The sequence below is a fragment of the Streptomyces caatingaensis genome (genome assembly GCF_001187435.1).
Lineage (GTDB): Bacteria > Actinomycetota > Actinomycetes > Streptomycetales > Streptomycetaceae > Streptomyces > Streptomyces caatingaensis.
The window spans coordinates 325,051-340,777 of the sequence record NZ_LFXA01000007.1; the positions used below are offsets into that span (position 1 = coordinate 325,051).

The 15,727-nt window shown below is 74.1% G+C and carries 16 protein-coding genes and 1 pseudogene; 5 read left to right on the forward strand and 12 right to left on the reverse strand.

All coding sequences use genetic code 11. From position 1 onward, the window contains the following. Window positions 1-15: 15 nt before the first annotated feature. Window positions 16-267, reverse strand: coding sequence for a hypothetical protein (locus AC230_RS12595; protein WP_157868561.1), 252 nt, complete (start codon window positions 265-267; stop codon window positions 16-18). A 195-nt stretch (window positions 268-462) separates the two neighbouring features. On the opposite strand from AC230_RS12595, the gene AC230_RS12600 reads away from it, so the two are divergent. Further along, window positions 463-1,050 carry a CAP domain-containing protein gene (locus tag AC230_RS12600; RefSeq protein WP_049716231.1) on the forward strand — a complete coding sequence of 196 codons (588 nt, stop codon included), beginning with the start codon at window positions 463-465 and terminating at the stop codon, window positions 1,048-1,050. A 33-nt stretch (window positions 1,051-1,083) separates the two neighbouring features. Here the strand turns inward: AC230_RS12600 and AC230_RS12605 are convergent, their stop codons facing one another. Both AC230_RS12605 and AC230_RS12610 read right to left on the reverse strand, forming a co-directional pair. Then, entirely contained in the window at window positions 1,084-2,160 is a 1,077-nt protein-coding gene (locus AC230_RS12605; protein ID WP_049716232.1) for a terpene synthase family protein, read from the reverse strand. 196 nt (window positions 2,161-2,356) lie between these two features. Next, entirely contained in the window at window positions 2,357-3,244 is an 888-nt protein-coding gene (locus AC230_RS12610) for a phosphotriesterase family protein (RefSeq protein WP_049716233.1), read from the reverse strand. A 169-nt stretch (window positions 3,245-3,413) separates the two neighbouring features. On the opposite strand from AC230_RS12610, the gene AC230_RS12615 reads away from it, so the two are divergent. Continuing rightward, entirely contained in the window at window positions 3,414-3,986 is a 573-nt protein-coding gene (locus AC230_RS12615) for a CGNR zinc finger domain-containing protein (protein ID WP_049716281.1), read from the forward strand. A gap of 42 nt (window positions 3,987-4,028) precedes the next feature. Here AC230_RS12615 and AC230_RS12620 read toward each other — a convergent pair whose 3' ends face one another. The 4 genes from AC230_RS12620 to AC230_RS33670 form a co-directional block, all read right to left on the reverse strand. After that, window positions 4,029-4,856 carry a Tellurium resistance gene (locus tag AC230_RS12620; protein WP_107082123.1) on the reverse strand — a complete coding sequence of 276 codons (828 nt, stop codon included), beginning with the start codon at window positions 4,854-4,856 and terminating at the stop codon, window positions 4,029-4,031. Window positions 4,857-4,947: 91 nt separating this feature from the next. Beyond that, a complete protein-coding gene (locus tag AC230_RS12625) occupies window positions 4,948-5,619 on the reverse strand; it encodes a transglycosylase SLT domain-containing protein (RefSeq protein WP_049716234.1) in 672 nt (223 codons plus the stop codon). Between the two features lie 77 nt (window positions 5,620-5,696). Further along, on the reverse strand, window positions 5,697-6,884 hold the full coding sequence (locus tag AC230_RS33665) for an LCP family protein (protein ID WP_241833202.1): 1,188 nt from the start codon (window positions 6,882-6,884) through the stop codon (window positions 5,697-5,699). A gap of 181 nt (window positions 6,885-7,065) precedes the next feature. Beyond that, complete coding sequence (locus AC230_RS33670) at window positions 7,066-7,611, reverse strand: hypothetical protein (RefSeq protein ID WP_049716235.1); 546 nt, start codon at window positions 7,609-7,611, stop codon at window positions 7,066-7,068. A 152-nt stretch (window positions 7,612-7,763) separates the two neighbouring features. Between AC230_RS33670 and AC230_RS12640 the strand changes: the two genes are divergently transcribed. Beyond that, window positions 7,764-8,501 (forward strand): Mut7-C RNAse domain-containing protein, encoded by a 738-nt coding sequence (locus AC230_RS12640; RefSeq protein WP_049716236.1) that lies wholly within the window; start codon window positions 7,764-7,766, stop codon window positions 8,499-8,501. Here the strand turns inward: AC230_RS12640 and map are convergent. Then, entirely contained in the window at window positions 8,488-9,255 is a 768-nt protein-coding gene (map, locus tag AC230_RS12645) for a type I methionyl aminopeptidase (protein ID WP_049716237.1), read from the reverse strand. The genes AC230_RS12640 and map overlap by 14 nt on opposite strands. A gap of 88 nt (window positions 9,256-9,343) precedes the next feature. Between map and AC230_RS12650 the strand changes: the two genes are divergently transcribed. Next, window positions 9,344-9,619 (forward strand): helix-turn-helix domain-containing protein, encoded by a 276-nt coding sequence (locus tag AC230_RS12650; protein ID WP_049716238.1) that lies wholly within the window; start codon window positions 9,344-9,346, stop codon window positions 9,617-9,619. A gap of 218 nt (window positions 9,620-9,837) precedes the next feature. Here the strand turns inward: AC230_RS12650 and AC230_RS12655 are convergent, their stop codons facing one another. The 3 genes from AC230_RS12655 to gndA form a co-directional block, all read right to left on the reverse strand. Continuing rightward, window positions 9,838-10,461 (reverse strand): 50S ribosomal protein L25/general stress protein Ctc, encoded by a 624-nt coding sequence (locus tag AC230_RS12655; RefSeq protein ID WP_049716239.1) that lies wholly within the window; start codon window positions 10,459-10,461, stop codon window positions 9,838-9,840. A gap of 64 nt (window positions 10,462-10,525) precedes the next feature. Then, window positions 10,526-11,752 carry a MalY/PatB family protein gene (locus tag AC230_RS12660; protein WP_049716240.1) on the reverse strand — a complete coding sequence of 409 codons (1,227 nt, stop codon included), beginning with the start codon at window positions 11,750-11,752 and terminating at the stop codon, window positions 10,526-10,528. A 30-nt stretch (window positions 11,753-11,782) separates the two neighbouring features. Next, window positions 11,783-13,243 carry an NADP-dependent phosphogluconate dehydrogenase gene (gndA, locus tag AC230_RS12665; RefSeq protein ID WP_049716241.1) on the reverse strand — a complete coding sequence of 487 codons (1,461 nt, stop codon included), beginning with the start codon at window positions 13,241-13,243 and terminating at the stop codon, window positions 11,783-11,785. 312 nt (window positions 13,244-13,555) lie between these two features. On the opposite strand from gndA, the gene AC230_RS12670 reads away from it, so the two are divergent. After that, window positions 13,556-15,175 carry an MFS transporter gene (locus AC230_RS12670; RefSeq protein ID WP_049716242.1) on the forward strand — a complete coding sequence of 540 codons (1,620 nt, stop codon included), beginning with the start codon at window positions 13,556-13,558 and terminating at the stop codon, window positions 15,173-15,175. Window positions 15,176-15,421: 246 nt separating this feature from the next. On the opposite strand, the pseudogene AC230_RS12675 reads toward AC230_RS12670, so the two are convergent. After that, window positions 15,422-15,727: pseudogene (locus tag AC230_RS12675) on the reverse strand (TetR/AcrR family transcriptional regulator); the annotation flags it as partial.

Sequence of the window (15,727 nt, forward strand, 5' to 3'; positions counted from 1 at the left end):
GCGCGAATTCCCCGGCTACATCCCGAACCCGCCGCCCGAGGTGCCCCATTGGAAACCGCCGCTGAACCCTCCGCTGTGCGGAATCTCGAACGGGCCGAAGTGGATGGGGCGCGCCCGGTGGTGGAAACCCGGGTGCCCCTCGAACCCGTCGTCGTCGTGGAAGGCCGCCGCTGACGGCGCCTGGGGCGCGGCGGCGGCGGAGCCACCGCCGGCGGCGAGCGCGATTGCCGTGAGCGAAACGACCATCGCGCGACGGAGGAACGACATCACTAACTCCCATCCAGGAGACATCCGAGACACGGCACACACTAACTAGCCGGTATGTCGGCCGTGTTCAGAAATACGTGCGTTACCTCGAAGGAGGGCAGCGCATCGACCACTTGGCGGTTCAATGAACACCGGCCTGCGCAAGAGGAATTCGGAGAGGGCGGGATTTCCCGGCCCCGACGGTACGGTGCCCGCATGAGACACAGCGTCCCGGCCGTCGCTCTTCTCCTGGCGCTCGCCGGCCCGGCGGCCGCCGCCCCCGCACCGCCGCCCCCGTGGCAGTACGCGCCGTCGGCGCCGCCCGCCTGGAGCCCGTCCGCCGTGCCGCAATGGCCGTCCCCCGGACCGGGGAACGGAGCACCCGCCCGGCCCGGACCCGGTAGCCGGCCGCGCGAACGGGGCGGCTTCCGGGGCGCGCTGATCGAACTGCTCAACAGGGAACGGCACAACGCCGGTTGCCCCGCCGTGCACGGGCGGCGGGCGCTGGACCGGGCGGCGCAGGACCACAGCGCGTTCATGGCGCACGCCCAGCGGCTGTCGCACACGGGGCGGGCCGGATCGGATCCGGGCCGCCGGATCACCCGGGCCGGCTACCGCTTCGGCAGGGCGGGCGAGGAGATCGTCGCCGGTCCGCGGACGCCGGGCGGCGTCGTGCGGGCCTGGATGGGCAGCCCCCCGCACCGCCGTTCCCTGCTGACCTGTGCCTTCCGGGACGCCGGCGTCGGCCGGAGCGAGGGGGCGCGCGGCCCCTGGTGGACGCTGCTGCTGGCCGTGCCACGCTGACGACCGGACGCCGCGGCCGGGCGGTCCGCCCGGTTACGCCAGGTCGCGGTCCCACCACCAGGCCAGCGACGGAGCCCCCGGAAGGGGACGGGCGCTGCTGTCCGACGGGGCCTGCGCCCAGGTCAGCGGGGCGTCCTCCGCGGGGTCGGGCAGCCGGCCGAGGCTGAGGTAGCGCGGTACCCGCAGCCCCCACTCGGCGTTGCCCCGGATGCCGTGGCGCAGCCCCTGGAGGTATCCGCCCAGCGCCGCGCCGGCGCCGGGCCGCACCCGGTCGTGCAGTTCCAGGAAGCGGACCAGGATGCGGTCCCTGATCCGGGTGGCCTCCTCCACCGCCTCCTGGAGGGACATCTGGCGGTGGTGCATGAGGACGCTGTAGATGTTCTGGTCCGTGTGCCCGTGGGACAACTCCTTGCGCAAGGAGTGCCGGTCGTTGTCGAGCCCCGCCACCATGATGGCCATCTCGGTCAGGGCGCGCACGGCGGGCCGGTGCAGTTCCCCGTCCGCCACCTCGGCGCCGGTGGCCAGCTCCAGCATGGCGAAGGTCGGTTCGCCGCCGCAGGACAGGAGCCGCATGGCCAAGTAGTCGTCCAGACCGGGCATGTGGCCCCGCGCCTGGTTCCCGATCTGCCAGGCGACGCCCGACAGCCAGGCGCGGTGGGCGTGGAGGAAGCGGCGCACCTGGGTGGGTGTGCCGAAGGAGCGGAAGAGGCCGACGATGTTCTGCAGCGGGCGGACGAACCGTTCGCCGTTGTCGTCCGCCGAAGGGGCCTCGGCCGCCCGCTGCACCCGCCCCGCGAGCGCGTTGAACTGGGCGGGCCGGGTGCTCAACGGGCCGTTGTCGCACCGGGCGTCGTCGAAGGCGAAGCCCCAGTAGACCCACAGGGAGGTGGCCAGGAGGCGGTCCTCGTCGGCGGTCGGGGCGAACCGGCCGAAGAAGTCCCCGCTGTGCGTGGCCAGCACCCAGGCGGTCTCGTCCCCGGAGGCGCACATGCCGCTGTCGCGGATCCACCGCGCTGCCCCGAGTTCGACCTCCCGCACCCGTCTGTTGATCGCTGACTCCAGGGGGCAGTAGAGGTCGGGCAGATCGGCCTCGGTGACGGCCAGTCCCATGGGCGGGTCCTTTTCCTGGGGGGATGAGCCCTCACATGGTCGGACCCGGGCCTTCCCGCGTCTCCGCACATCCGCTGCGTTGGCGGCAAAAACCCCTGAAAAGATCAATTTGCAGACGATCCGCCGCGCAAGCCCCAGCGTTCTTCCGGCCGGACGGCACGGCGGACGCCGCGCACGGCGGTGCCCGACCGCGGGTTCACCACCGTCCGAACGCCCGCCCGGGATTCTCCACGAACACCGCTCGCGCCACGTCCGCCCCGAACTCCCGCTCGACGCGCGGCATCAAGTCCCCTACGAGAAAGGCGGGTCCGGGGCCCTCACGCCGTGCCCCCGCCGTCGTCGTGTCCCCGCCCAGCAGGATCTTCCCCGCGTGCCCCGCCTCCACCAGGGCCGTCAGCTGGTCGAACAGCCGCCAGTCCGTGGCGTGGTGACGCCGCGACGGCCCGTCGAAGGCGAGGAACGCGCCCGAGCGGGCGGCCGCGAGCTGGACGCGGATGTCCGGCGACCGGCCGAGATGGCCGAGGACGACGGAGGGGGACGGTACCCCGAGGGCGCCGCAGAGCAGGTCCAGCACGTCCAACGCGCCGGTTCCCAGCTCCAGATGGACGGCGACGGGCGCTCCGGTGGCGTGGTGGGCCTCGGCCGCCGCGGCCATCGTGTGCCGCGCGTGCGCGTCGAGGCCGTGGAATCCGCTGGCGACCTTGATGAGGCCGGCGCGGACGGGAGCGGTGGTCAGATCCTGGACGAAGAGCTCGGCGAGCCGGCCCATCGTCCGTTCCAGGAAGGCGGGTTCGTAGTGCACCGCCTGGTGCAGGCCGGTCGCCGCGACGACGTGGACGCCCGTCGCCCGGGACGCGGCGACGACGTCCGCGAGCCGCCGCCCCATGCCGCGCGGCGTCCACTGGACGACCGCCCCGCCGCCCGCCTCCCGGAAGGCGGCCAACTCGGCCTGTGCCGGGGGGAGTTCGGCCAGCTCCTCGCCGGGCAGGGCGGGGCTGCGCAGGAAGAGGTGGTCGTGCGCGTCGACCACGCCGAGGCGCGCGACCGGCACCTCGCCGAGAACGGTCCGTACCGTGCCGCTCACCGTGCCCCCTCGTCCCGGAGCTCCTCCAGCGGCCGGCACTCCGTGGCGCGGTCGAACCGCGCCTTCCGCGGATCCATGGTCGGTGTCCCCCTTCGTGAGCCTGTAACGGGTGAGCCGTTACGTCTTCGGTCCGGCTCAATGTAACGCATGAGGCGTTACGATGGCGATCATGGGTGACGACGAACGCCTCGCCTTCCGCTTCGACTGCGGAGCGACCTGGCTCAACCTGCTCGCGACCAGCGGCCGCACCTTCGGCGCGCACCCGGTCGAACGCATCGCCACGCCCGAGCGCCTGGCCGAGTGGCTGGACCGCAGCGAACTGACGCCCGTCCGGCCGCCGGACGAGGACGACCTGCGGCAGGCCGTGGCCCTGCGCGAGACGCTGCGCGCCCTCGCCCTCGCCGTCGTCGAGGGCGCGCCGCCGCCGGCCCGCGCCGCCGCGGACATCGCCCGCTTCCTCGACGCGCAGCCCGACCCCGTCCGCCTCACCGCCGCCGGCCGGCTGCTGCGCGAACCGCCGCCCACCACGGGCGCCGCCCTGGCCCGCGTCGTCCGCCAGGCCGTCGACCACCTCACCGGCCCCGAACGGCAGGCGCTCGCCGTCTGCCCCGAACACGACTGCCGCGGCGTCTTCGCCAACCCCACCGGCCGACGCCGCTGGTGCCCCTCGCCGGCGTGCGCGAGCCGGGGCCGCGTCCGGGCCCTGCGGGAGCGGCGGCGGACGGGGACCGGACAGCGGTGAGGGCGGGGCCCACGCTGTCTTCACCAAGGGTTGCCGGTGGCGTCATCCCCGCTTGTGGCCGCGGGCCCAGCGCATCCCCCACCCGTAGAGCCGGTCCAGGTCCGACTGGTAGCCGTACACGTACGTCGCCTCGCGCCGCACCGTCAGGTGCCCGTGCCGGTTCTCGATGAGCGCCACGGCACACGAACGGGCCTGCGGCATGCGCTCGTTGAGCTCGACGGCGAACTGGTGGCCGTCCGGGAGGTAGAAGGTCAGGACGCTGTCGATCCGGCCGAAGACCGGGGTGCGGTCCACGTTGTAGACGAAGACCAGCATCCTGCGGAACTCGTCCCGCTTGTCCAGGTTGATGAAGAGGGTCTCGCCCGTCGGACCGCCGAACCGGCTGTCCCCGCTGAGGGAGATGTAGGGCGGACGGTAGAGATCCCCGTGGAAGTCGCCGAGCGGCTGGACGACGCCCTTGGTGCCGTCGGTCAGCTCGTAGAGACAGGCCAGGTCCAGATCGACGGAGACCACGGCCGGGCCGTGCATCTGCACCGACGAGCCCAGCGGGGAGAACAGGGTGCGCAGCAGCCCCGCCCGGCGGTCCCCGACCGGGCCGGTGTGCATGCTCCAGGTGAGGTTGACCCGCAGGGTGCCGCCGGTGGTCCCGTGGTTGGTGAGCCAGTCGGTGGGGTGGGCCTTGGAGAGGCGCTTGTGGTGCGGGGTGGCCCACTCGAAGCCGTGCCGGGCCTCCTCGCGGCGGAGCGCCCCGCCGCGCAGATAGGCCCACAGGCTGCCGTCGTCCACGGGCGTGCGCGGGGACGGCAGCCCGGCGGACGGGGTCGTACGGTCCTGCTCGGGGCGGCGGGACCGGTGCGGACGTCGGCGCATCCTGGCGTACTCCCTCTCGGCGGCGGGGCGGGCCGACGGACGGGCCCACCCCGCTCAACGGCGGAGGGCGGCCGGGGGTCATGGGCGCGGCTCAGCCTTTGAGCGCCTCCGCGGCCTTGTCCCGGTTCCCGCGCAGTTTCTCCAGGTACGCCGAGGCCTGCGGGCCCGGGCGCACGCCGCGGGCGAAGGCCGCCATGTTGCCCGCGCCGGCGTTGTAGCCGAGGGCGAGCAGCTCGTCGCGGGTGTAGCCGTCGGGCACCCGCCGCGGGAGCTGCCGGGAGAGGTCGTGCAGGTACCAGGCCGCCGCCCGGACGGCCAGCGCCGGATCGTCGGGGAGGTCGAACCAGCTCCTGTCGGCGAACGGGCGGCCGGACTTGGTCTCGTCGAAGGCGGCCCGGTGCATGTTGGCGATGCCGAACGCGGAGTCCGGCTTGATCTTCTGCCAGGAGCGCTCGAACCCCGGGTCGTGCGGCTTGTACGCCTCGTTGTAGAGGATCGCCATCACCAGGACCGGATCCACACCGGCCTCGCGGGCGTACCGCTTCACCTGCGGGGCGAAGCGGGCCGGGTCGTTGCCGGACGAGCCGTCGGCCGGCTTACCGGTCCTGCCCGGCGCGTGCGGCGTCGCGGTGCCGGAGGCCGCCGGCTTGTCCGCCGCGCCGCCCGTGCCGCCCGCGCCGCCGCCTCCGCACGCGGTGAGCGCGACGGCCGCCAGGGCGACCGCCGCGGCGAGCCGCGGGGCGGCCCTGCGCTGGTTCCTCACGTTCTTCCTCCTGACACCGACGCGCCTGACGCGCTCGACCGACGGTACACAGCGTGCCGTACGCGGCCGTCCCCGCGTCAGTCGACGCAGGGCACGCCGCCCGCCGTCACCGGGGTGTCGGACGCGTCGGACGTGCCGCCCGTGCCGGATGCGGCCGGTGCGCCGGGGGAGGGCTGAGCGTCCTTCTTCCTCGTCGCCGGCGGCTTCGCGCCGGCGGACGTCGAGGGCTCCGGGGACGGGGAGGCGCCACCGGTCAGTTCCGCCACCGTGCGCCGGATCCGCTCCGGATCGACGAGGTTCACCGACTCGCCGCCGCGCGTCGCGAACCCGCTGACGGGCAGCGTGTGGAACTCCACGTGGCCCGAGGTGAGATCGGGCGCCCGCCGGGCGAAGTCGAGGACGTCCCAGGAACTGTCCAGGACGAGGTCCTTCTTCACGACGTCGAACAGCTCCCGCAGCTTGCCCAGGTCGTCGAAGACGCCCCGCGACTTCAGCCGGTGCGTCACCGACGCGAGGAACGCCTGCTGACGGCGGGTCCGGTCCAGGTCGCCGCCGTCCAGGCCGTGCCGCTGCCGTACGAACGCGAGCGCCTGCTTCGGGTCCAGCTTCTGCGGGCCGGCCGGGAAGTCCGCCCCCGAGTACCGGTCGCGCACCGGGTGCCTGAGGCAGACCTCGACCGGCTGGAGCACCTTGGCGATGTCGTAGAAGCCGAGCAGGTTGACCTCGGCGAAGTGGTCGACCGGCACGCCCAGGAAGCGCTGCACGGTCGTCAGCGTCGCCTCCCGTCCCGCCTCCCGGCTGCGGTGCTCCAGCTCCGGGCCCTTCACGCCCTCGGCCGAGAGGGCGTCGTGGGCCTTGGTGTAGCCGAAGGAGTACGCCTCCTTGATCTTGTGATGGCCCTGCGAGGTGCCGTCGCCGTAGAGGGTCTCGACGTAGTCGTCCCGGGGCACGGAGAAGGCGGTGACCTTGCCGCCGCCGGCCGGGATGTGCATGAGGATCAGCGTGTTGGTGTTGTAGTAGCCGATCTCGCTGGAACCGGCGTGCAGTTGGTCCTGGACGAACTCCTTCGGCAGGTCGTTCCCGTCCATGTCCTTGCGCGAATCCAGGCCGATCAGCAGCAGGTTGACCGAGCTGTCCAGATGCCGGGGCGCGTGCCGGCGCGCCGCGTCGAGCGCGTCGGAGGTGGTGAGGCCGTCGGTGACGGTGCGGTAGGCCGCCCACGTGGCGCCCGAGGCGATCAGCACGACGGCCGACGCGGCCCACACGGCCGAGCGCAGCGCCCGGACCGGCAGGGGCGCGCGCTGCCGCCGTCGGCGGTGCCGGCGGTGACGCGCGCGACCGGGGCGCCCGGCGCGACGGGGCTCAGGGGATGCAGCGGATCCAACGGGCTCACCGGCGGACCCCGGGGGCTCAAGGGGCTCAAGGGACTCGGGGGACTCGCGGGACTCAGTCACGGAGGTCCTTCCCGCCGGTGCGCCGTGCCCCGCGGACGCCGGGTGGGCAGACTTCGCCCGAGGCGCCGGCCTCGTACGTGCCCGAGGCGCCCGCCCCGCGCATCGACCGGGCGCCCGCCCGCCGCCCCGCCAGGGCGCGGGCGACGGCACGGGCGGCGAGCACGGCCAGCACCGCACCCTCCGCCGCCGCCATCGCGGGGAAGCCGTCCAGCGCCCAGCGCACCGCCTCCGCCGCCGGCGGGCCGTCGCCCGGCGGAGGTGAGACGGCCACCGTCGCCGCGGCCACCACCAGGGGCGGCGCCGGGACCACCCAGCCGAGCCCGCCGCGCGCCGCCGCGAGGGCGGTCGCCCACACCGCCCCGGCCACCGCGCCCACCGCGATGCCCCAGCCGGGACCGGCACCCCGCGCGGCGTCCGCGCCCGCGCCGAGCGCGGCCGGGAGCAGGAGCGCCGCGGCGGTGGAACCACCCCCGGCGAGGCGGGCGCGGGACGCGGGGATGCGGGACGCCGCGGGAGCGGTTGCCCGGTGTTCAGCCATGACTGCGTGCCTTCGGTCGTCGTACGGTCCTCTGGTCCGTTTGACGGCCCGGACGCCCTTTTGGTTGCACGATTGCGCAACTTTGAAAAGCCGTGCGGCTCCGACGCACGGCCGACGGACGGCGTCCCGGCGGCCCATGGCATGCTGAACGGGTGAACGGACCCGTGATCGACGTGACTTTCGCCCCCGAGCTGCAGATCTTCCTGCCCTCCGAACGGCGGGCCGGGCGGCTGGCCGTCCGGACCGACGGATCGTCATCCCTCGGACACGTGGTGGAGTCGCTCGGCATCCCGCTCACCGAGGCCGGCCGGCTGCTGGTCGACGGCCGTGAGGTGCCGGCGGCCCACGTCCCGGCCGAGGGCGAGGCCGTCGAGGTGTGCGCCGTCGAGCGGCCGCAGACCGTGCCCGGGGCGCCCCTGCGGTTCCTGCTCGACGTCCACCTCGGGACGCTGGCGCGCCGGCTGCGCCTGCTCGGCGTCGACGCCGCGTACGAGAGCGAGGACATCGGGGATCCGGCCCTCGCCGCCCGCTCCGCAGCTGAACGCCGCGTGATGCTCTCCCGCGACCGCGGCCTGCTGCGCCGCCGCGAGCTGTGGGCCGGCGCCTTCGTCTACAGCGACAAGCCCGACGAGCAACTGCGCGACGTCCTGGGCCGGTTCGCACCCGTCCTCGCCCCGTGGACGCGCTGCACCGCCTGCAACGGGGAGCTCCGCGACGCCGACAAGGACACGGTGGGCGACCTGCTGGAGCACGGCACCCGCAGCACGTACGACGTCTTCGCCCAGTGCGCGTCCTGCGACCGCGTCTACTGGCGCGGCGCCCACCACGCCCGCCTGGAGGCCATCGTCCAGGACGCCCTGCGGGAGTTCGGCGGCGTCACGGCAGGGTGAGGATCCTGGGCCCGTCCTCCGTGACCGCCACGGTGTGCTCGATGTGCGCGGCCCGGCTGCCGTCGGCGGTGCGCAGCGTCCAGCCGTCGGCGTCGGTGCGGTAGTCGTCGCTGCCGCCGGCCATCAGCATCGGCTCGATGGCGAGCACCAGCCCGTGGCGCAGCGGGAAACCGCGGCCCGGGCGGCCGCGGTTGGGGACGTGCGGGTCCTCGTGCATGGTGCGGCCGATGCCGTGGCCGCCGAAGTCGGCCGGCATGCCGCAGCGCGCCGCCGCCGCGACCGAGCCGATGGCGTGCGAGACGTCCCCCATGCGGTGGCCGGCGCGGGCGGCGGCGATGCCGGCGTCCAGCGCCCGCCGCGTGGCGTCCACCAGGGCGACGTCGGCCGGGCGCGGGGTGCCGACGATGAAGCTGATCGCCGCGTCGCCCGTCCAGCCGTCCAGCCGCGCGCCGCAGTCGACGCTGACGAGGTCGCCGTCGCGCAGCCGGTAATCGCCGGGTATGCCGTGCACGACCGCGTCGTTGACCGAGGCGCAGATGACGCCGGGGAACGGGGAGGGGGCGAAGGACGGGCGGTAGCCGAGGAACGGTGAGGTGGCCCCCGCCTCGTCCAGCACCCCGCGCGCCACCTCGTCCAACTCCCGCAGGCGCACGCCGACTTCGGCCGCCTTCCGTGTCGCCGCGAGCGCGCGGGCCACGACACGGCCCGCCTCGCGCATCGCGTCCAGCTCCCCGTCCGTCTTGATCTCCACCATGTGCTGACGCTCCCCTCGCCGGGCCCTCCGCGGGGCCAATTCTTATACCGGTATTAGTATCACGGTCCGGCGGGCTAGGATGGCGGGCATGGTGAGGACCCCTCTGACCCCCTGGGAGCGGCAGCGCGGCGAGCTCTTCGGCGCCCTGATCCGCCGGGCCCGCGGAGACCGCAGCATGGTGGAGGTCGCCGCCGCGGCCGGCGTCTCCGCCGAGACCCTCCGCAAGATCGAAACCGGCCGGGCCCCGACCCCGGCCTTCTTCACCGTGGCGGCCCTCGCCGCCGCGCTGGGCCTCTCCCTGGACGAGCTGGCCGCGACCTGCGCCTCGGAGGCGGACTCCTGGCAGGAGCCGCTGACGGCCTGAGCCGCGCGTGGCCTCGGGCGGCGGCTCGCCGTGACCGGTCCGGCGGTCAACCCGCCGCTGTCCTCGGCGAGTTGGCGCCCCTGGGGCGGGTGCGGTGACGGGGGAGTGGCCCGCGAGCGCCGGACGCCGGCCCGGTGGCCGGGGCGTACGGGGGCCGGGCGGCGGCCTGGAGCGGACGCCGGCCCGGGGCCGGCGCTCGGCCTCGGCCCCGCGAGCCGTCAGCCCTCGCCCGCCGGCGCCCCGCCCTCGGCGGCGGGCGCCTCCGCGGCCTCCTCCGCTTCCTCCTCCTCCGGCAGCGCCTCCGCCTGGGCGGTGACGACCTGGAGGACGGCCGCGTCGTCCTCGACGGCCAGGGACACCCCGCGCGGCAGCTCGATGTCCCCCGCCCGTACGGTGTGCCCGGCCTCCAGGCCCTCGATCGACACGGTGAAGCCCTCCGGGATGTGCGTGGCCTCCGCCTCGACGGGCAGCGCGTTGAGGATGTACTCCAGCAGGTTCCCGCCCGGGGCGAGCGTGCCCTCCGTGTGCACCGGCACCTCGACGGTGACCTTCTCGCCCCGCTTCACCGCCAGGAAGTCCGCGTGCACGAGGAAGCCCTTGAGCGGATCGCGCTGCACCTCCTTGGGAATGGCCAGCTCGCCCTTGCCGTCGATGTCCATCCGCAACAGCACGTTGGGCGTCTTGAGGGCCATCATCAGCGCGTGGCCGTCGACGACGATGTGCTTGGGCTCGGCCCCATGGCCGTAGATGACCCCGGGCACCTTGTTCTCCCGGCGGATGCGGCGGGCGGCCCCCTTGCCGAACTCGGTGCGCGACTCGGCGGTCAGCTTGACCTCGGCCATGACTGCTCTCCTCGAATGTCCTGTGGTCGTCAGGCCACAGGTATCCACTCGGGGAGGCGGCCGATCAGCGCCCTGCTCCGGGTGGAGCAACGGCCCCGCCGGGCCGCCCGGCGTCCCCGGCCGCCCCCGCCATCCGCCGCACCGCCTCCGCGAGCACCTCCGGCGAGGTCGCCAGCGTCAGCCGGACGTGTCCGGCCCCGCCCGTCCCGAACGCCGCCCCGGGAGCCAGGGCCACCCGCCCGCGCTCCAGGAACACCGCGGCCGGATCGTCGCCCGGCCCGGCCTCCCGGCAGTCCAGCCACGCCAGGTACGTCCCCTCCGGCGGCCGGTGACGGACCCGCGGGAGGTGGCGGGCCAGCAGGTCCGCGAGCAGCCGCCGGTTCGCGTCGAGGCCGGTGAGCACCTCGTCGAGCCAGCCCCCGCCCTCCCGCAGGGCGGCCGTGTGCGCGATCACCCCGAAGTGGCTCGGGCCGTGGCTCACCTCCGCCGGCAGCCGGGCCAGGTCGCCGGCCGCCGCGGGGCCGGCGACGGCCAGGGCCGCCTTGACCCCCGCCAGGTTCCAGCCCTTGGACGCGGACAGCAGCGCGAAGGCGTCCTCCGCGCCCGGCACCGACAGATACGGCACGAACGCGGCCCCCGGCAGCACCAGCGGCGCATGCACCTCGTCCGCCACCACCCGCACCCCGTACCGCCGGGCCAGCGCCGCCACCGCCGTCAGCTCCGCGTACGTGTGCACCGCCCCCGTCGGATTCTGCGGGCTGCACAGCAGATGCGCCGCCCGCCGCCCGCCGCCCGCGGCCCGGCCGTACGCCGCCTCCAGCACACCGAGGTCCAGCCGCCCGTCCGCGCCGAGCGGAGCCTCCACGACGCGGCGGCGGTTGTTCCGCACGAAGGCGTAGAACGGCGGGTACACGGGCGAGTTGACGACCACCGCGTCCCCGTCCCCCGTCACCAGCCGCAGCAGCTCGGCCGCGCCCGTCATCACGTCCGCCACCACCGCCGTGCGCTCCACGGCGACGCCGTCCCAACTCCAGCGCCGCCGCGCGAAGTCCGCCATGGCCTCGGCGTACCCGGCGCCCGTCGCGTACCCCGCGTCCCCGAGCGCCACCGCCTCCGTCAGCGCCCGCACGACCGGTTCCGCGAGCGGCACGTCCATCTCCGCCACCCACAACGGCAGGACGTCCGGCGGGTGGACGCGCCACTTCGCGCTCGTACGGAGCCGCAGCTCGGCGAGCGACAGCCGGCACAACGGGTCGGTCCGCGCGTTCTGCTCGTACGGCATACGGGCCATTGTGCGCCGCGCGGACCGGAGTTGGAGAGGTCAGGCCGTGCGCTCCTCGGAACGGTCACCGCCCCACAGCGTGTGGAACGACCCCTCACGGTCGGTGCGCCGGTAGGTGTGCGCCCCGAAGAAGTCCCGCTGCCCCTGCGTCAGCGCGGCCGGCAGCCGCTCGGCGCGCAGCGCGTCGTAGTAGGCGAGCGCCGCCGAGAACCCCGGCGTCGGCACCCCGTGCCGCACGGCCGTCGCCACCACCTCGCGCCAGGCGTCCTGGGCCCGGCCCACCTCCTCCGCGAACCCCTTGTCCGCCAGCAGCGTCGGCAGCGCCGGATCGGCGGCGAACGCGGCCCGGATGCGGTCCAGGAACGCGGCCCGGATGATGCACCCGCCGCGCCAGATCGCCGCCACCCCACCCAGGTCGATGTCCCAGCCGTACTCCGCGCCCGCCGCGCTGATCATGTTCCAGCCCTGCGCGTACGAGACGACCTTCGACGCGTACAGCGCCTCCTCCACCCGCGCCGCGAACGCCTCGGCCTCCTCGCCCGACAGCGCCGCCCCCTCCGGTCCCGGCAGCCCCCGCGCCGCCGCCCGCAGCCCCGTGCTCCCCGACAACGACCGCGCGAACACCGCCTCCCCGATCCCCGATACCGGAACCCCCAGGTCCAGCGCCGTCTGCACGGTCCACCGCCCCGTCCCCTTCTGCTCGGCGGCGTCCGCGACGACGTCCACGAAGGGCCGCCCGGTCGCGGCGTCGGTGTGCGCCAGCACCTCGGCGGTGATCTCGATGAGGTAGGAGTCGAGCCGCCCGGTGTTCCAGCCGCGGAAGACCTCGGCGATCCGCGCCGGTTCGTACCCCGCGACGGTGCGCAGCAGGTCGTACGCCTCGGCGATGAGCTGCATGTCGGCGTATTCGATGCCGTTGTGGACCATCTTGACGAAGTGCCCGGCGGCGTCGGGGCCGATGTGCGTGCAACAGGGCGTCCCGTCGGGGGCCTTGGCCGCGATCGATTCGAGGAGGGGGCCGAGGGCTTCGTAGGACTCGGCGGATCCGCCGGGCATGATGGACGGGCCGTGGAGCGCGCCCTCCTCGCCGCCGCTGATGCCGGTGCCGACGAAGTGGATGCCGCGCTCGCGGAGCTTCTTCTCGCGGCGGCGGGTGTCGAGGAAGTGGGCGTTGCCGCCGTCGATGATCATGTCCCCTTCGTCGAGGAGGGGTGCGAACTCGTCGATGACGGCGTCGGTCGGGTCGCCGGCCTTGACCATGATGACGATGCGCCGGGGCTTCTGGAGGGCGGCGACGAACTCCTCGGCGATCTCGGCGGGGACGAAGTTTCCTTCGTGCCCGTGCTCGTCGATGAGGGCTGTGGTCCTGGCGGTTGTGCGGTTGTGGACGGCGACGGTGTGGCCGTGGCGGGCGAAGTTGCGGGCGAGGTTGCTGCCCATGACGGCGAGGCCGGTGACGCCGATCTGGGCGGTGGGCTGGGTGGCGGGTGTGCTGGGCATGGCGGTGGTCCACTCCTGTCCTGTGCGTCGAAGGCTGGTGCGAACGTCAACACCACGGGGTCCGGAGACCTTCCGGGGGCAGCCGGGCATCGCCCGGCCATCGTGACACGCGGCGTTCGAGGGTGGCTGGGCGCGCGCGTCGGTCGACGGGGCGACTCGGTGGGGCGAGGACTCGATACTTGCACGTCGGTGTGCAATGAACTAACCTGCACGCCAATGGGCAATTAACTGCTCGCGGTGCCTCGCCGGTCCACGGCCGCCCCGCTCACACCGATCCGCCCCCCCGCTTCGCCTCCCGTCGAGGAGCTTTCGATGCCGCTCTTTGTGAACACGCCTGCCGAGAAGATGACCGGGCCCTATCCACGACGCTGGTGGGCCCTGCTGGTGCTCTGCCTGAGCCTGCTGATCGTGGTCATGGCGAACACGTCGCTCGTCGTGGCCGCTCCGGACCTCACGAAGGACCTGGGGCTGTCCAGCAGTGACCTGCAGTGGGTCATCGACGGCTACACCGTCCCGTACGCCGCGCTGATGCTCGTCCTGGGCGCGATCGGCGACAAATACAGCCGCCGCGGCGCACTCGTCCTGGGCCTGCTGATCTTCGCGGGCGGTTCGGTGACGGGCGGCCTGGCCGACGGGACCAATCTGGTGATCATCTCCCGGGCGATCATGGGCGTCGGTGCGGCCGTCGTCATGCCGGCCACCCTGTCGCTGCTGGTCGCGGTCTTCCCCAGGGCGGAGCGCGCCAAGGCCGTCACGGCCTGGAGCGCCACCTCCGGTCTCGCCATCGCCGCCGGGCCGGTGGCCGCCGGCTGGCTGCTGGAGGACCACGCCTGGGGCTCCACCTTCCTCATGAACGTCCCCCTCGCGCTCCTCGGCGTCATCGGCGCGCTGCTCCTGGTGCCGCCGTCCAGGGCCGGGGGCATGGGCCGGATCGACTACGTCGGCGGTCTGCTCTCGATCGTCTTCATCGGCAGCCTGGTCTACGCGACCATCGAGGGCCCGCACTTCGGCTGGGGTGCCGGCCCGGTCACCGCGGCCGTCGTCGCCGCCGTCGGCCTGCCGGCCTTCGTGGCCTGGGAGTTGAAGCAGCCGAACCCGATGCTGGACGTGCGCAGGTTCAAGGAGCGGCCCTTCAGCGGCTCGATGCTCGCGGTGCTGTTCTTCTTCTTCGGCACCTTCGGTTCGATCTACTACTCCACCCAGTTCCTGCAGTTCGTCCTCGACTACAACGCCCTGGAGACCGGCATACGCCTGCTGCCGCTGGCCGGAGCCGTCTTCATCGGCGCCGCGGTCACCGGCAAGCTGGCCCCGAAGCTGGGCGTGAAGCCGGTCGTGGGCGCCGGCATGGTGATCGGCACGGCGGGCGTCTTCCTGCTCACGCAGATCGAGTCGGGCTCGACGTACACGGACTTCGTGACCCCCCTGATGATGCTCGGCTTCGCGATCGGCCTGAGCCTGTCCCCGGCCACCGACACCATCATGGGCTCCTTCCCCGAGTCCGAACTGGGCGTCGGCGGCGGCGCCAACGACACCGCGCTCGAACTCGGCTGCGCGCTGGGGATCGCCGTGCTCGGCTCGCTCCTCGCCACGTCCTACAAGGACAAGCTGACCGACATGATCGGCGGCCGCCTCCCGGCCGAGGCGATGGACACGGCCACGGACTCGGTGGGCGGCGGCCTCGCGGTCGCCGAGCACGTCGCCAAGACCCCGGGCGGCGGTCCCCAGCGGGCCCAGACCCTGATCGAAGCGGTGCACGAGTCCTTCGCCCACGCCATCGCCCACACCAGCCTCATCGGCGCGATCATCATGGGCGCCGGAACCCTGATCGTCATCGCCGTGCTGCCCGGCCGCAAGGCCGACGGAAAGCGCCGCCAGGAGGATCCCGTGGCGGCGGAAGCAGCGGCGGAAACCGAAACCGTGGGCGCCGCCTGAGCCCCACAGACCGGCGTGCCCTGTGACCGCCGACCGGAGGCCGGACACCGACCCGGCCTCCTCCACCCCGGAACGGGCTGTGCCTGAGCGGCGCACGGCCCCGGACGGTGCCGGGAGGGCGCACGTCGCTTCCCACCGCAGGGGTGCTCGACGTCACCGCGGCGTCAGAGCCGGGGGACACCTGGCAAGACCCCGGTGCCTTCGCACCGGGGTCTGTTCCATCCCGTGTCAACAGCCGTGCCGCACTCAGCCGTCGGCGACAGCCTCCGCCGCCGCGACCGCGGCGGCCACGTCGTCGACCACGACGCGCGCCTGCTTCTCCGGTACGCCGGCCGCGATGAGCATGGCGACGGCCGTACGCGTCCCGTCGTCCTCCAGCGCGCCGGTGTTGACCTCTTCCAGCAGGGCGACCGTCATCGCCTCCAGGCCGGCACCCATGGCCGCGGGCGGCAGGTGGGAGTGGAAGACGCCGTCCCGCTGCCCCCGCTCCAGGATGGCCGTGACCCTGACCCGGGCGGGCTCGAGGATCTCACCGACCCGTTCCAAGCCAGA

Bases quoted from the DNA above. Each gene is read 5' to 3' on its own strand.
- AC230_RS12595 (WP_157868561.1), bottom strand. From the start codon at position 267: ATGTCGTTCCTCCGTCGCGCGATGGTCGTTTCGCTCACGGCAATCGCG.
- AC230_RS12600 (WP_049716231.1), top strand. From the start codon at position 463: ATGAGACACAGCGTCCCGGCCGTCGCTCTTCTCCTGGCGCTCGCCGGC.
- AC230_RS12605 (WP_049716232.1), bottom strand. From the start codon at position 2,160: ATGGGACTGGCCGTCACCGAGGCCGATCTGCCCGACCTCTACTGCCCC.
- AC230_RS12615 (WP_049716281.1), top strand. From the start codon at position 3,414: ATGGGTGACGACGAACGCCTCGCCTTCCGCTTCGACTGCGGAGCGACC.
- AC230_RS12620 (WP_107082123.1), bottom strand. From the start codon at position 4,856: ATGCGCCGACGTCCGCACCGGTCCCGCCGCCCCGAGCAGGACCGTACG.
- AC230_RS33670 (WP_049716235.1), bottom strand. From the start codon at position 7,611: ATGGCTGAACACCGGGCAACCGCTCCCGCGGCGTCCCGCATCCCCGCG.
- map (WP_049716237.1), bottom strand. From the start codon at position 9,255: ATGGTGGAGATCAAGACGGACGGGGAGCTGGACGCGATGCGCGAGGCG.
- AC230_RS12650 (WP_049716238.1), top strand. From the start codon at position 9,344: ATGGTGAGGACCCCTCTGACCCCCTGGGAGCGGCAGCGCGGCGAGCTC.
- AC230_RS12655 (WP_049716239.1), bottom strand. From the start codon at position 10,461: ATGGCCGAGGTCAAGCTGACCGCCGAGTCGCGCACCGAGTTCGGCAAG.
- AC230_RS12660 (WP_049716240.1), bottom strand. From the start codon at position 11,752: ATGGCCCGTATGCCGTACGAGCAGAACGCGCGGACCGACCCGTTGTGC.
- gndA (WP_049716241.1), bottom strand. From the start codon at position 13,243: ATGCCCAGCACACCCGCCACCCAGCCCACCGCCCAGATCGGCGTCACC.
- AC230_RS12670 (WP_049716242.1), top strand. From the start codon at position 13,556: ATGCCGCTCTTTGTGAACACGCCTGCCGAGAAGATGACCGGGCCCTAT.